This window comes from Streptomyces litmocidini (genome assembly GCF_014649755.1).
GTDB classification, from domain to species: domain Bacteria; phylum Actinomycetota; class Actinomycetes; order Streptomycetales; family Streptomycetaceae; genus Streptomyces; species Streptomyces litmocidini.
In genome coordinates, this window is record NZ_BMTQ01000003.1 from 489042 (window position 1) to 504124 (window position 15083).

Below are 15083 nucleotides of genomic sequence, written 5' to 3' on the forward strand. Positions count from 1 at the left end.
GCTATGCGGCAGGCGGGCACCACGGCCGAAAGCCCGCCGGCCGCCGTAAGTGCTTCGGGGGGAGTGCGACATGAACGCCGTACCGGCGTCGGGGGGATCCGGGGAGCTCGTGCTCCTCGGCGAAGGGTGTACGGGCACGGGTCCGGCCGGTCTGGAGGCGCTCGCGGTACGGGGCGGCCTGCGGGTCCGGACGCTCACCCCGCCCACGGGGGGCGGGGAGGGCGACTGGACCGCGCGGCTCACCGGCTTCCTGGGGGCGCAGGACAGTCCGGACCGGATGGTCCTCGCGGCGGAGGGCCGGGCCTGCGGCGCGGTGTTCGAGCTGGCGGACCGGCATCCGGAGCGGGTCGTCGCCGTGGTGGCGATCGTTCCGGAGCCCCCGGCGGACGTCCCGGCCCTCGGCCTCGCCTGCCCGGTCCTGGTGCTGCCGGACCCGGACGACGGGTCCGGGCCGGCCGTCGAGCGGTTCCTCACGGAGCTGCGGACGGGACCGGCCGAGGAGGAGCGCCCCGTACGGAACCGGGCGCTCTGCCCGGCGGACCTGCACGAGCCCTCGGTCATGCGCCGCTTCGCGGCGGCCGGGCCGGTCCACCGGCTCGCCTCGCCCGGCTCCGTACCGACCTGGGTCGTCACGGGGTACGGGGCGGCGCGGGCGGTCCTGGCGGATCCGGGGCTGCGGGGGGACACCGCGACGACGGCCGGGTACCGGCCGCAGCCGGCCGGGCCGGCGGCCGTCCATCCGGGCGACGCCGACACGATCACGGTCGACGCCGGGGAGCACGAGCGGCTGCGCGGGCTCGTCGAGCGGCACCTCACCGAGGAGTGGGTCGACTCGCTCCTGCCCCGGCTGCGCCGGGTCACGGACGGGCTCCTGGACGCGCTGCCCCGGGACCGGGAGGTCGATCTGGTGGCCGCGTTCGCGGTCCCGCTGCCCGTGGCCGCGCTGTGCGTGCTCCTGGGCGTGCCGGAACCGGACCGGCCGTACCTCGCCGACTGGCTGGTCCGGCGGGTGCCGACGCCCCCGCCCGCCGCGCACGAGGACGTCGACGCCTACCTGGGCGGTCTCGTCGCGGAGCGGCGGAAGCGGCCCGCCGACGACCTCCTCGGCCGGATGTGCGCCGGCGGGGGCGACGCGGTCCGCGACGAGGAGGTGGTCGCGGCGGCCCGGCTGCTCCTGGTGTCGGGGGCCCGGCCGACGACGACGCTCCTCGGGAACGGTGTCGCCGCGCTCCTCGCCCGCCGTGACCAGTGGCGGCTGCTCGCCGGGGACCCGGACGCGGTCGCCGGGCCGGCCACCGAGGAACTGCTGCGTCACGTCACGCCGTATCCGGTGGGGTTCGCACGGCGCGTCGTCGCACCGGTCGACACGGCCGGTGTCCGGATCCCGGCGGGGCACCACGTGCTGGCCTCCCTGACGGCCGCGAACCACGACCCGGCCGTGGTGCCGCACGACCCGGCCGCGGTGCCGTCGGCGGGAGCTGCCCGGGGACCCGACCTGGGGCGCGCCCCGTACCCCCACGCCTCCTTCGGCCACGGGCGGCACGCGTGCCTCGGCGCCGGCTTCGCCCGGGCACTGGTCCGCACGGCGCTCGGCGCCCTGGCCCGCCGGTTCCCCGGCCTGGACCTGGCCCCCGGCACACGGGAGCTGCACTACCGCAGGAGCCGGGTGCGGTACCTGCTGGCCCTGCCGGTCCTCCTCGGCCCCGAGGGTCCCGAGGGTCCCGAGGGCCCCGAGGACCGCCCGTAGCGCCCGCGTCCGGCACTTCCCCTCCTCTTCTCGCAGCCCCTTCTCGCACGGGAGACGTCCGCATGGAAGCCACCACGATTCCGGAGCTGATGGCCTACTGTCAGGCCGATCCGGCCTTCTTCGAACCGCCGTGGCACATGCGGGACGAGGACAGTCTGTTCGAGGCCGGGACGCGGCCCTGCCCGCCCGGCTGGCGCCGCCGCGCCAACGGTCTGTGGACGGTCCTCGAACCCCGGGACGGGCGGCTGCCCGAGCAGGGCTGGAAGATCCACGTGTCCGCCACGGCCGCCGACGCGGCCGCCGTGTGCGACCTCGTCTCCGCGTTCTGCCTCGCCCGGGGCGTCACCTTCAAGTTCCTCCGCAGCGGGGCCGCGCTGCGTCTCCTGAACAGCAAGTACGCCGACCGGGGCGGCAGCGGCAAGCTCCTCACCCTGTACCCGGCGGACGACACCGTCCTCGGCGAGCTGCTGCCGGAGCTCGCGGCGCTCCTGAAGGGCTTCACCGGCCCGTACGTCCTCAGCGACGTCCGGTACGAGGACTCCCCCGTGTACGTGCGGTACGGCGCGTTCGTGCCGCTGACGTACACGGCGCCCGGCGGCGAGCTCGTGTACGCCGTGCGGGCGCCGGACGGCTCCCTGGTGCCGGACCGGCGCGACCCGGTCTTCACGGTCCCGGAGTGGGTGACGGTCCCGGAGGTGCTGCGGGAGTCGGTCGAGCGCCGCACGGCGGGCGGCGGGGAGTTCCCGTACCTGATCGAGAAGTCGCTGCACTTCTCCAACGGCGGCGGGGTCTACCTGGCCAGGTCCCGGGACGGGGGCGGCTACGTCGTCCTCGTGGAGGCCCGGCCGCACGCGGGCCTCGACCGCGACGGCGCCGACGCCGTCGCCCGGCTGGCCCGGCAGCGGGAGGTCCTGGAGCGGCTCGACGGCCTCGACTGCGTGCCCCGGGTCCTCGACCACCTGGTCGTCTGGGAGCACCACTTCCTCGTCGAGGAGTACGTCGAGGGCGAGACGCTCCTGGAGGAGGTGTTCGCCCGCTATCCGCTCGGGAGTCCCGAGCCCTCGGACGAGTGGCTCGCCGAGTACACCGAGTGGGCGACCGGCGTCCTGGCGAAGGTGGACCGGGCGCTGACGGCCGTCCACGCGCGCGGGGTGCGCTTCGCCGACCTGCATCCGGCGAACGTCATCCTGCGGCCCGACGGGCGGGTGGCCCTGATCGACTTCGAGATCGCCGGCGACCTCGACGACCCGAAGCCGCCGGCGCTCGGCGCGCCCGGCTTCACCGCGCCCGAGGGGATGTCCGGGCGGGAGGCCGACGCGTACGCCCTGAACTGCCTGCGGCAGTGGATGTTCCTGCCGGTCAACCCGCTCCAGGAGCGCGACCCCGTCAAGTACGCCACCCTCACCGACGTCATCACCGCGCACTTCCCGGTGCCCGAGGGCTTCGGCGCCCGTCTCGTCCGCAAACTGGGCGAGGGTCGCGAGCCCTTCGGCGAGGACACCGCGGCCCGGCTGTTCGCCGGGACGCCGGAGGACTGGCCCGCCGTGCGGGACGCCCTGGTCGCCGGCATCCGGGCGAGCGCGACCCCGGGGCGCACGGACCGGCTCTTCCCCGGCGACCCCCAGCAGTTCGGCACGGGCGGCCTCTCCGTCGCCTCCGGAGCCGCCGGGGTGCTGTGGGCGCTGCGTCAGGCGGGCGCCGAGGTGCCGGAGGAGCACGTGGAGTGGCTGACGGCGGCCGTGCGGCGGGCGAAGGACCCGCGCCCCGGTCTGATGGACGGTCTGCACGGCGTGGCGGCGGCACTCGACGCGCTCGGGCGCCGTGACGAGGCCCTGGACGCGCTCGACCGGGCCCGCGCGCTCCACGCGGGGCTGCGGGCGCCCGGACTGCACTCGGGTCTCGCGGGCGCCGGCCTGGGGCTGCTCGGCTTCGCCTCGCTCACCGGCGACGGCGGACTGCGCGCGGAGGCCCTCGGCATCGGCGAGACGCTCGCCGCGGAGCTGGGGCGCGCGGACTCCGCGATGTTCCCGGCGCGGGGGCGGGTGGGGCTCGAACACGGGCTCGCGGGCGTGGCGTACTTCTTCCTGCGGCTCCACGAGCTCACCGGCGACCCCCGTCACCTGGAGTCGGCGCGGACGGCGCTGCGCCGGGAGACGGACCGGGGGCAGTTCCTCCCGGACGGGGGCTTCCGGCTCCTGTACGGCAACCGGCACCTGGTCTACCTGGGGCCCGGCAGCGGCGGTCTCGCGCTGGTCCTCGCCCGGTACCTCGCGCGCCCCGGCGACGCCGGGGACCCCGACGCCACGGATCCCGACGCCGCCGAGTTCGCGCGGGTCGTCGCCGGGGTGCGGCACGCCTGCCGGGCACCGTTCGTCCGCCATCCCGCGCTGTTCATGGGGCGGGCCGGCATCATCGCCACCCTCGGTCTTCTCGACGTGCCCGAGGACCGGCCGCACGTGCGCGAGCACGTCCGGCGGCTGTCCTGGCACGCCGTCTCCCACGAAGGCCTCCCGGCCTTCCCCGGCAACCAGCTCCTGCGGCTGTCCATGGACCTGGACAGCGGTTCGGCGGGCGTGCTCGTCGCCCTCGGCGTCGCGTTCGAACGGAACGCGTCGATCGTCCCCTTCCTCGATCTGCGGGCGCCCGCGACCGGGGAACCGCTTCCGGAACACGGAGGGAGGTGAGAGAGATGGCCTGCGTTCTCCAGCTGCAGTCGCTCGGCGAGGCCGAGTCCGCGCACCCCTGCAACAGCATCGTGACCTCCTACAAGGGCACCTGCTGACGGGTCCGGTGCCGGGGCCGCCCCCACGGCGGCCCCGGCACCGACGATCCCCGCAGGGCCCCGGCACCGACGGCCCGGCGGGGCGCCGGCGTCCCCGACCCGCTTCGAGGAATCCCGTGAAGACACCGCCCCACCACCCCGACGTCCCGCCCGAGGAGTCCGCGGCGCCACCGGAGGAGGCCACGGCACCCCCCGGGCGGCCCGGCGCCTCCGTCCGGCGCGTCCTGCTCGACCACGTCCGCCCCTCCTGGCCGGCGCTCGCCCTCGGCGCCCTGCTGAGCCTGGTGACCGCCGCCGCCGGGCTGACGATCCCGCTCGTGGCCGAGCGGCTCATCGACGGCCTGACCCACGACCGGCCCCTCGACGGCGTGCTGTGGGCGATGGGGGTCCTCGTCGCCGTCACCGCGCTCGCGGGCCCGGTCGCGCAATACGTGCTGCGCCGGGCCGCCGAGACGGTCGTCCTCACCGCGCGACGGCGCCTCTCCTCGCACCTCCTGCGGCTGCGGATCGGCGAGTTCGACCGGACCGAGCCCGGCGACCTGATCGCCCGGGTCACCTCCGACGCGGCCCTGCTCCGGCAGGTCACCACCGACGCGCTCGTCGGCACCGCCACCGGGGCGCTCACCCTCGTCGTGACCACGGCCCTGATGTGCCTGCTCGACCCGGTGCTCACCGGCGTGACGCTCGGCGTGCTGCTCCTCGCGGGCTGGGTGGTGCGCACGGTCATGGCGCGCGTCAACGAGGCCGGGACCGCCGCCCAGGAGTCGGTCGGCGCGGTCGGCGCCGCCCTGGAGCGGGCGCTCGGCGCGCTGCGCACGATGAAGGCCTCCGGAGCGGAGGACCGGGCCGAGGCCGCCGTCCACGCGGCGGCCGAGAGCTCCTGGCGGGCCGGGGTGCGGGCGGCGAAGTGGCTCGCGCTCGCCGGCAACACCGCCGAACTCGCCGTGCAGACCGCCTTCTTCACCGTCCTCGCGATCGGCGGCAGCCGGGTCGCCTCCGGTGCCCTGGACGTCGGCCGGCTCATCGCCTTCCTGATGTACGTGTTCTACCTGGTGCCCGCCGTGCAGCAACTCGTCGGCGGCGTCAGCCAGTACCACCTGGGCGCGGCCGCGGTGAACCGCATCCGGGAGACGGAGTCGCTGCGCGCCGAACCGGCGGGCCGGGGGCCGGAGCCGGGCGCGCCGGCCGCGGAACCCGCCCGCTCCCCCGTACCGGCCCGTCTGGAGTTCCGGGACGTGCACTTCCGGTACGGCCCCGAACTGCCGCCCGTGCACCGGGGGGTGAGCTTCTCCGTCCCGTCCCGGGGCACGACGGCGTTCGTCGGCCCGTCCGGAGCGGGCAAGACCACCCTCTTCTCGCTCCTGGAGCGCTTCTACGACGCCTCGGCAGGCAGCATCCTCCTGGACGGGCGCCGCCTGGACGGCTGGGACCTGCGGGAACTGCGCTCCCTCATCGGTTACGTGGAGCAGGACGCGCCCGTCGTGTCCGGCTCCCTGCGGGAGAACCTGCTGCTCGGCCGGCCCGGCGCGAGCGGTCCCGAGCTGGACCGGGTCCTGCGCACGGCGCGCCTCGACGAGCTGGTGGAGCGCCTGCCGGAGGGGCTGGACACGCTGGTGGGGCATCGCGGCACCCGGCTCTCCGGGGGGCAGCGGCAGCGGGTGGCGATCGCCCGGGCGCTGCTCCGCCGCCCCCGGCTGCTGCTCCTGGACGAGGCGACGTCGCAGCTGGACGCGGTGAACGAGGCCGCGCTGCGGGACACCGTCGCCGACGTCGCGCGGACGACGACGGTCCTGATCGTGGCGCACCGGCTGTCCACGGTCGCGACGGCGGACCGGATCGTCGTGCTCGACGGGGGCGTCGTGCGGGCGGTCGGCACGCACGCCGAACTCCTCGCCGGTGACCCCCTCTACGCCGAACTGGCCGCGACCCAGTTCCTCGAACCCACCGCCTGAACCCACCGCCTGAACCCACTGTCAGGGCCCGTCGCCCGGACCCGCCGCCCGGACCCACCGTCAGGGCCCGCCGCCCGGACCCGGCGTCCGGCCCGGCGTCCGAGCCCCGCGCCCGAACCCCGCCCGATCCCCGGCCCCCTGGAGGTCCGCCCGATGGAATGCCCGTACGCCGGATCCGGACGCCCGCCCGTGATCGGCGCGGAGATGCTCAGAGACCACCCGGCCCTGACGCGGCTGCGCGAGAGCGGCACGGTGGAGGTCAGCCTCGGCGGCCGCGAGGACGGACTGATGGTCACCCGGTACGAGGTGGCCGCCGCCGTCCTGGTCGAACCGGCCCTGCGCGGCGAGCACCCGCTCGCCGCGTCGATGCGCACCGGCGCGGACGAAGAGGCCTGCGACGAGGAGCAGTTGTTCTTCCTGCCGACCGAGGAGCACCGCCGGATCCGCCGCACGGTCTCCCGGCAGCTGACCCACCGCCGGGTCGCGGCGCTCGTCCCGCGCGTCCGGCGGGAGGCCGACCTGCTGCTCGCGGCCGTGCCGCCGGGCGAGGCCGTCGACCTGGTGCGGGTGTTCTCCCGTCCGTTCCCGGTCGCGGTGCTCTGCGAACTCCTGGGGATCCCCCGGGAGGAGCGGGGGTACGTCCGCGACTACCTGTACGGCTGGGTCGCGGAGTACGGCGGGGCGAGCACCGTCACGGAGAGCGCGGGCCACGCGCTGTCCCGGTATCTGGAGGGGCTGATCGAGGCGCGGGCCGGGTCGCCCGGGGACGACCTGATCAGCGCGATGCTCCGGCGGGGCGGCGAGGACGCGGAACTGCTGCGGGAGGACGTCCTGGCCGCCGTCCGGTTCCTGCTCGTCGCGGGCCACCGCCCGGTCACCCGGCTGATCACCGACGGCCTGGAGCTGCTGCTGCGGCAGCGGGAGCACTGGGAGCGGCTCGTCGCCGACCCGGGCCGGCTCGACGCCACCGTCGAGGAGCTGCTGCGCCACGTCACCCCGACGACGCTGGCGTCCCGCTACGCCGGGGTGCCGACCGAGGTGGACGGCTCCGCGCTGGCCGGCGGCGACGGGGTGCACTGCGCCCTCGCGGCCGTCAACCGGGACCCGGACCGCTTCGAGGACCCGGACCGCTTCGACCCCGACCGGACGCCCAACGCCCATCTGTCCTTCGGCCTCGGGCACAAGCACTGCCTGGGCTCGGCGCTCGCCCGCGCCGAGCTGCGGACCGCCTTCGGCACCCTGGTCGCCCGCTTCCCGCGTCTGGCCCTCGCCGAACCGGCCCCGGCGGCCGAGGAGGAGCCCGGGCGGCGACGCCTCCGGGTGGTCCTGGACCCGGACGGCGACCACGAACCCGTACAGCGCTGAGGAGCCGCCGTGGAGATCCCCGACCACCCGCTGGAAGTCCTGTGGGACGTCACGTACGCCTGTCCCCTGCGGTGCACGCACTGCTACTCCGAGTCCGGACGGCGCCCGGCGCGCCGCCTCTCCGGCGAGGACATGCTGCGCGCCGCCGACGCGATCCTGGCCCTCGGGACGGAAGGGGTGTGCCTGGCCGGGGGCGAGCCGCTGCTCGTGCCGGAGCTGTTCGCGGTCGCCGGGCGGTTCACCGCCGCCGGGGTGCCGGTGTCGCTGTTCACCAGCGGCTGGACGCTCGACCGGGCGTCCGCCGAGGCCGCCGCGGGCGCCTTCTCGGCGGTGAGCGTGAGCCTCGACGGGGCCACGGCCGCCGTCCACGACCGGATACGGGGCCGACGCGGTTCCTTCGACCGCGCGGTGGCCGCCCTGGCGCTGCTCGCCGGCGCGGGGAACGCGGCGATCGGCGTCGACTACGTGGTCATGCGGAGCAACGCCCACCAGGTCGAGGAGTTCCTCACCGCCGTCGCTCCCCGCTTCCCGGGTCTCGGGCGGGTGTCGTTCGGGGCCGTCGTCCCGGAGGGGCTCGCCAGCCGGCCGGGTTTCGCGGAGCACGAGCTGCTCGACGACGCGCGGGTACGGCTCCTGGGCAGCCCGGAGTACGGGCGGCGCCTCCAGGACCTCGCACCGCCGGGCGTCCGGGTGACGAGCACCGACAACCTGGCCCTGCGGATGAGCCCCGACCTGATCGCCGCGGGCGTGTGCCTGCCGGTGCTCCAGATCGAACCGGACGGCGCGGTGCGGGCGATGGCGGCCTACGAGGGGACCGTGGGGAACGTCCTGACGGACGATCCGGCGGAGCTGTGGCGGCGGGCCGTCGCCCGCTGGCACGACCCGTTCGTACGGGAGGTCCTGGCCCCGGTGCGGACCATGCGGGAGTGGGCGGAGGCCACGCGGGCGATCGACCTCCGCTTCGGCACGGAGGCGGACCGGCGGCGGATCGCCCGCCGTCCGGCGTTCGTCCCGGGCGGCTGACGGCTACCGGGCGGTAGGGTGGTGGAGCAGCACCGCCCGGACGCCGGAGTGGCGCGCCATCCCGTCCGTATCCCCGGCCATGAGCGGCGAGGCCAGCATGAGCGATCCGACGACGGCACGCGGGGCGATCGCCCTCGTCACCGACGACTTCAGCGAACTCCCCTTCGCCGAAGGCCCCCTGACCGGTGACGGGCCGATCGGCTGGCCCGGCTACTCCGCCGCGCACGCCCGCGCCGCCGAGCGCACCGGCGAGACCGAGTCGGTGGTCTGCGGCACGGGCGTGGTGGGCGGGGTGACGGCGGTGCTGATCTCCTTCGAGTTCCGGTTCCTCGGCGGGTCCCTCGGGGAGCGGACGGGCGCGCGGGCCGCCGCCGCCCACGCGCTGGCCCGGGCGCGACGGCTGCCCGTGGTCGTCCTCCCGGCCACCGGCGGCAGCCGGATGCACGAGGGCATGCGCGCCCTGCTGCAACTCCAGCTCCTGGCCCGCGAGTCGGAGGCCACCCGGGCCGCCGGCCTGCCGCAGGTCGCCGTGCTGCGGGATCCGACCACGGGCGGCGGCTGGGCCACGCTCGGCGCCGGTTCCGACGTCGTCCTCGCCCTGCCCGGCGCCCAGGTCGGCTTCGCCGGTTCCCGCGTGCGGCCGCCGGACGCGGACCCGGCCGCGTACACCGCGGAGGCCCAGTTCGCCCACGGCCACCTCGACGCGATCGTGCCGCCCGCGGCGCTGCGCGAGACCCTCGGGCGATGGCTGTCGCTGCTCGTCCGGCCCGCCGAGGGCCCGGTCGCGCCGCCGTACGCGCTCGGCGACCCGGGGGCGCCGCCCTCCGCGAGCGGCCGGGAGGCGGTGGCGCGCGCCCGGCATCCCGACCGGCCCCGGGCCGACGCGTACCTCGACGCCCACTTCACCCTGCGCGAGGAGATCTCCGGCGACCGCTGCGGGGGCGTCGACCCGGGCATGCGGTGCGGCTTCGGGCGGCTCCCGGACGGCGGCACCGTCGCCTACGCGGCCCAGTGCGGCACGGCGACCCGCCCGGCCGGCTTCCGCACGGCGGCCCGTCTGGTGCGCCTGGCCGGCCGGCTCGGCATCCCGGTGCTGACCCTCGTGGACACCCCGGGCGCCGCCAACGACCCGGCGGCGGAGCGCGCGGGCGCGGGGACGGCGATCGCCGACCTGTTCGCCGCCGTCGCCTCCGCCCGCACCCCGCTCACCTCGCTGCTCATCGGCGAGGGAGGGTCGGGAGGCGCCCTGGCGCTCGCCGCGCCGGGCAACACCTGGGCCACTCCGGACGGTTACTTCTCCGTCATCGCGCCCGAGGCGGCCGCGGCCATCCTCAAGCGGGCCCCCGAGGAGGCCGCGGCCACGGCGGACCGACTGCGGCTGCGTCCCCAGGACCTGGTGGACCTCGGCGTCGTCCGGGGCGTCGTGGGGCCTCCGCCGGGGCGGCCCCGGAGCTGAGGGACGGCCCGGAAGCCCGGCGGCCGTCCGGGCTCCCCCGGCTCCCGGCTTCTCCACCCGGGCCTCCCTACTCGCCCAGGGCCCGCTTCAGTCCGGCCTTGTCCATCGAGGAGCGGCCGTGGATGTTGCGGCGCTGGGCCTCGGCGTAGAGCTGGTCGTAGGTCGGGCCCTCCGAGCCGCTGTGCGAGCGCTTGCCGCCGCGGCGCGAGGAGGACATGTCCTGCGTGGAGCTCCTGCTCGCGGTCTTCGCCTCGCCGGACCGCGCCCGTTCCTTGTTCACCGTGCGTGCGGCGATCTCCTCGGCGCGCTTCTCGTTCTCGCCCCGGTCCAGGGCGCTCTCCTTGATGTGCTCGTACTGCCGCTCCCGCTTGGCGTTCGATCCGCGCGGCATGACCCGCTCCTCTCCGTCCGGATGCGCTTGCCCCCGCGCCCGACGCCTGCCCGCCCCCGGCGGGTCTAATCCGGTTCGTCCCGCTTCCCCCGGGGCGGGCGGTCGACCTCCAGCCAGACCACCTTGCCCATGGCCCCCGGGCCCTTGTCCCGGCTGCCCCAGTCGCCGGCGAGCCGGTCCAGGACCATCAGGCCGTGCCCGCCGGGCAGCGCGGGAGACCGGGGCGTCCGCACCTGCGGATGCTCCGGGCTGGCGTCGTACACCTCGACGCGCAGACGCTCCCGCCCGTTCCGCAGGACGAACTGCTCGGGGCCGCCGGCGTGCAGGCAGGCGTTGGTGACGACCTCCGACACGAGGAGCAGGACGTCCTCGACGCGCTCCTCGGCCTCCTCGCCGTCCGCCGGGATCCACCCCCAGTCGGCCAGGGCCTTCGCGGTGAAGTCCCGGCAGCGCGAGACGACGCCGCGCGTCCCGTGCAGCACCAGTCTGCGGACCTGTTCCGGGGGACCGCCGTCACCGTCGTCAGCCATGGATGTCTCCCCCGTCCCGTGTCCCTGCGTCTTCGTCGGCCAGCGCCTCGACCGCGTCCGCGTACACCCGGAAGACCGTCCGTGCCCCGGTGATGTCGAACATCCGGTCCACCGGCGGGTGGAGTCCGGCGAGGTCGAGGCGCCCGTCCGTCTCTCGCAGGCGTGCGCGGGCCCGCAACAGCTCGTTCAGGCCGGTCGAGTCGCAGAAGGTCAGGCCTGAGCAGTCCACGACTACCCGCCGGGCCCGGGCGCATGCGTCCAGCGCCCGGCTCAGCGGGCCGGCCGTGTCGTGGTCGAGCTCGCCGCCCAGCTCGAGGACGACCACCGCGTCGGGCGTCCCGGGCCGGGCCCGGACGACGAACCGGGGGGCGGGGGACGGCGGCCGCTCCCCCGTACTGTCGTCGGCGTCCATGGACACCGGCCCACCTCCTCGTACCGCTCGACGGGACCACCTCTCCCCCCAGTTTCGGCCAGATGGCCCCGATCGACACCCCCTCGGGGGTGTCGGACCCTTCTAGCGGGGCTGGACCGCGCCGTCGTAGACGTGGTCCGGGGTGACGATCGAGGTGATCGCGCGGGCGAGCGGCGTGGACGGCTCCTGGCCCTGGCTGGTGATGTCGGTGTTGATCATGATGACGAGCGTGGCGTCCCGCTCGGGCAGGTGGACGGTCACCGTCTCGTACCCGGGGATCGAGCCGTTGTGCCCGATCCACCCGTTGGCGTCGAAGATGCCGAGGCCGTAGCCGAGGCCGGGGTGGCCGGTCGGCAGCGTCTTGAGCCGCTGCGCCTGTGTCCGGGGGCTGAGCAGCTCGCCGGTGGCGAGGATCTTCGCCCAGCGGCGCAGGTCGTGCATGTCGGAGATCATCGCCCCGGCCGCCCAGGCCCAGCTGGGGTTCCAGTCGGTGGAGTCCACGACCGCGCCGCTGAGCGTCTGGTCGGTGTAGCCGCGGGGGTGCGGCTCGGGGAACTCGGGGCCGGTGGGGAGGAAGGTGTGGCGCAGGCGGGCCGGGCGGAGCACGCGGTCGCGGAGGAACTCGGTCAGCGGCCGGCCGCTGACCTTCTCCACCACCAGGCCGAGGAGCACCAGGTTGCTGTTCGAGTACTCGAACCGCGCGCCCGGCTCGAAGGTGTTCTTGTGCCTGAAGCCGTACGCGAGCGTCTCCTCCGGGGTGAAGGAGCGCCGCGGGTCGCTGAGCAGGGCGTGGACGAAGTCCGGGTCGGAGGTGTACGGGAAGAGGCCGCTGCGCATCTCGGCGAGGTGGCGCAGGGTGATCCGGCGGCCGTTCGGCACTCCGCGGACGTAGCGGGCGATGGGGTCGTCGAGGCGGATCCGGTGGTCGTCGACGAGCTCCAGGAGGGCGGTGACCGTGAAGGTCTTGGTCTCGCTGCCGATGCGGACGAAGCCGTCGGTGGTCATCGGCTCGCGGGTGACCTTGTCGGCGACGCCGGTCGCGCGGACGTAGCTTCCCTTGCCGGGCAGCCACAGGCCGACGGCGACGCCGGGGATGCCGGCCCGCTTGCGGACGTCCTCGATGGCCCGGTCGAGCCGAGCGGTGAGTGCGGGGCCGAGTCCGCCGGGCGGGCAGTCGTCCTCCCCGTGCCCGACGACGGCGGCGCCGCTCACGGGGTGGACGGCGGCGGCGGGCGCGGCCGTCACGGGGGCCAGCACGGACGCCACGAGCAACGTCGCGGCGAACAGCCGTCGGGAGGGGGTGCGTCGCATGTCGGGGGTGCCTCTTCCGGGTCACGAGCTCGGGGTCACGGGCTCAGGAGGGGCATCATCACCACCGGGGGCCGGGGCGGGGGCGCTCCGGTCCGGCGCGTGCGCGGCGAGTCCACCCGTACGGGGCCACGGGGGGGGACGACCGGTACGGCCTCGGGGCCGGATAATGGCCACCCCCGACCACTGTGGAGACGAAGGACCGATGACGCTGAAAGAGGGCCTGCGGGTGAGGCTGGCGGCGGACCTCCGGCTGGGCCGGGTCGTCCCGGCGGGCGAGGACCCGGCGGAGGAGGGGGGCGGGGCGGGGTTCCTGGCTCTGGCCGCGGGCGTCGAGGGGACCGTCGAGCGGGTGGACGAGGACCGGCCGCAGAGCCATGAGGTCCGTGAGTACGAGCGGCTCAAGTCGCTCCTCGACGACTTCGGCCACCAGATGCCTCCGGGCAGCAGACGGCAGTTGGAGGAGCAGGTCGGCTCGCTGGAGCCGGCGTGGACCGCCCACCGGGAACGGGTGCTGCGTCTGACGGTCCGTGTCCGCTTCGACAACGGCTTCGTCCTCGACGACGCGCCCGGGGACCTCTTCACCGCCCTCTGAACACGCGCTCCCCTTCTCACGCGATTTTGCGATAACCGCAAAGTTCTTTGCCACTTTTCTTCCCCCGTCCGAGTCTGGGCGTCATCCGGTCTCGCCGAAGGGGGAACACGCATGCCCACGCCATCCCTGACCGCCGCTCCACCCGCACCCCTGAGTTCGCGCCGGCGCCGGACGGTGCTGGCGGTCTGCGCGCTCAGCATGTTCCTGGTCGGTGTCGACGCCACCATCGTCAACGTGGGCCTGCCCGAGATCGGCCGGGGCCTCGACGTGGGCACCCGCGGCCTCGAATGGGTCGTGGACGCGTACACGGCGGTCATGGCCAGTCTGCTCATCGTCTCCGGTGCCCTCGCCGACCGCTTCGGGCGCCGCCGGGTCTTCCGGTGCGGGCTGCTCGTCTTCGGCATGGCCTCCCTCGTGTGCGCCCTCGCCCCGTCGCCCGGCGTGCTGGTGGCGGCCCGGGCCGTCCAGGGGATCGGCGCCTCGATGCTGAGCCCGGTGGCCCTGGCCATCGTGGTGAACGCGATGCCCGACCCGCGCGAACGGGCCCGCGCCATCGGCGTCTGGGCCTCGGTCTTCGGGCTGAGCATGGCGGCGGGCCCGGTCACCGGCGGCGCGCTCATCGCCGCGTTCGGCTGGCGCTCGGTGTTCTGGATCAACGCTCCGGTGGTGCTCCTCGTCCTCGCCCTGGTCGCCCTGTTCGTGCCGGAGTCCCGCGGGGAGCGCGCCCGCCGTCTCGACCTGCCCGGTCAACTGCTCCTCACCGTGGTGCTCTTCCTCACCACCGGCCTCCTCGTCGAAGGCCCCCGCATCGGCTGGACGTCGCCCGCGGCCCTCATCGGTTACGCGCTGGCCGCGGCGGCCACGGCCGGCTTCGTCCGGGTCGAACTCCGGCGCGAGGAGCCGCTGATGGACCTCGGCCTGTTCCGCCGGCCGCCGTTCGTCACGGCGGTGCTCGGCGCGACGGCGGTCTTCGTCGCCCTCAACATGACCCTGCTCCTCAGTACCCTCTACCTCCAGCAGGCCCGCGGCTGGACGCCGCTCGCGGCCGGCGCCGCGACCCTGCCCATGGCGCTCGGCGCCACGCTCTGCGCTCCCTGGTCGGGTGTGCTGGTGGGCCGCGTCGGGCCCCGGCGCCCGCTGCTCCTGGCGGGCGGGTTCACCGCGGCCGGCGGCCTCTGCCTCATGGGCCTGGACGGGGACACGGGCGTGCCGCCGATCCTCCTCGCCTTCCTGCTGATCGGCATCGGCTTCGGCTTCGCCAACGCCCCCCTGACGAACACCGCGGTCGGCGGCCTGCCGCCGTCCCGGGCGGGAGTGGCGGGGGCGATCACCTCCACCTCGCGCCAGGTCGGCGTGGCGATCGGCATCGCCGTCGCCGGCGGACTGGTCGCGGGCACCACCCCGGCCGGCCTCCCCGCCGCGGCCCGCCCGGGCTGGCTCGTCGTGACGGCGTGCGGGCTCTTCCTCCTGGTGGTGGCACGCGCCGCGAGGCCGAGGAGCTGACGGGCGGGCTCGCGCACGG

The 15083-nt window shown here is 75.8% G+C and carries 12 protein-coding genes; 8 read left to right on the forward strand and 4 right to left on the reverse strand.

The genetic code is table 11. The features are described 5' to 3' along the window. Positions 1-70 precede the first annotated feature (70 nt). The 6 genes from IE180_RS08725 (at position 71) to IE180_RS08750 (ending at position 10325) form a co-directional block, all read left to right on the forward strand. Entirely contained in the window at positions 71-1747 is a 1677-nt protein-coding gene (locus tag IE180_RS08725; RefSeq protein ID WP_190156196.1) for a cytochrome P450, read from the forward strand. A 62-nt stretch (positions 1748-1809) separates the two neighbouring features. Continuing rightward, entirely contained in the window at positions 1810-4431 is a 2622-nt protein-coding gene (lanKC, locus tag IE180_RS08730) for a class III lanthionine synthetase LanKC (protein ID WP_190156197.1), read from the forward strand. A 214-nt stretch (positions 4432-4645) separates the two neighbouring features. Further along, positions 4646-6481: an ABC transporter ATP-binding protein gene (locus tag IE180_RS08735; protein WP_444545780.1), complete on the forward strand. Its 1836-nt coding sequence runs from the start codon at positions 4646-4648 to the stop codon at positions 6479-6481. A 153-nt stretch (positions 6482-6634) separates the two neighbouring features. After that, a complete protein-coding gene (locus tag IE180_RS08740; RefSeq protein ID WP_190156198.1) occupies positions 6635-7846 on the forward strand; it encodes a cytochrome P450 in 1212 nt (403 codons plus the stop codon). A 9-nt stretch (positions 7847-7855) separates the two neighbouring features. Continuing rightward, the gene (locus tag IE180_RS08745; RefSeq protein WP_190156199.1) at positions 7856-8869 is read left to right on the forward strand and encodes a radical SAM protein; all 1014 of its coding nucleotides are present in this window, start codon (positions 7856-7858) and stop codon (positions 8867-8869) included. A gap of 97 nt (positions 8870-8966) precedes the next feature. Next, a complete protein-coding gene (locus IE180_RS08750; RefSeq protein ID WP_190156200.1) occupies positions 8967-10325 on the forward strand; it encodes a carboxyl transferase domain-containing protein in 1359 nt (452 codons plus the stop codon). Between the two features lie 67 nt (positions 10326-10392). Here IE180_RS08750 and IE180_RS08755 read toward each other — a convergent pair whose 3' ends face one another. From IE180_RS08755 to IE180_RS08770, 4 genes are all read right to left on the reverse strand, one after another. Further along, entirely contained in the window at positions 10393-10716 is a 324-nt protein-coding gene (locus IE180_RS08755; protein WP_190156201.1) for a plasmid stabilization protein, read from the reverse strand. A 65-nt stretch (positions 10717-10781) separates the two neighbouring features. Continuing rightward, complete coding sequence (locus IE180_RS08760) at positions 10782-11246, reverse strand: ATP-binding protein (RefSeq protein ID WP_190156202.1); 465 nt, start codon at positions 11244-11246, stop codon at positions 10782-10784. Further along, complete coding sequence (locus IE180_RS08765) at positions 11239-11658, reverse strand: STAS domain-containing protein (RefSeq protein WP_190156203.1); 420 nt, start codon at positions 11656-11658, stop codon at positions 11239-11241. Before IE180_RS08765 ends, IE180_RS08760 begins: the two co-directional genes overlap by 8 nt. 102 nt (positions 11659-11760) lie before the next feature. Next, the gene (locus IE180_RS08770; RefSeq protein WP_190156204.1) at positions 11761-12969 is read right to left on the reverse strand and encodes a serine hydrolase domain-containing protein; all 1209 of its coding nucleotides are present in this window, start codon (positions 12967-12969) and stop codon (positions 11761-11763) included. Between the two features lie 202 nt (positions 12970-13171). On the opposite strand from IE180_RS08770, the gene IE180_RS08775 reads away from it, so the two are divergent. Both IE180_RS08775 and IE180_RS08780 read left to right on the forward strand, forming a co-directional pair. Next, on the forward strand, positions 13172-13561 hold the full coding sequence (locus tag IE180_RS08775) for a hypothetical protein (protein ID WP_190156205.1): 390 nt from the start codon (positions 13172-13174) through the stop codon (positions 13559-13561). Positions 13562-13672: 111 nt separating this feature from the next. Continuing rightward, the gene (locus IE180_RS08780; RefSeq protein WP_190156206.1) at positions 13673-15064 is read left to right on the forward strand and encodes an MFS transporter; all 1392 of its coding nucleotides are present in this window, start codon (positions 13673-13675) and stop codon (positions 15062-15064) included. The last annotated feature ends 19 nt before the right edge of the window (positions 15065-15083 follow it).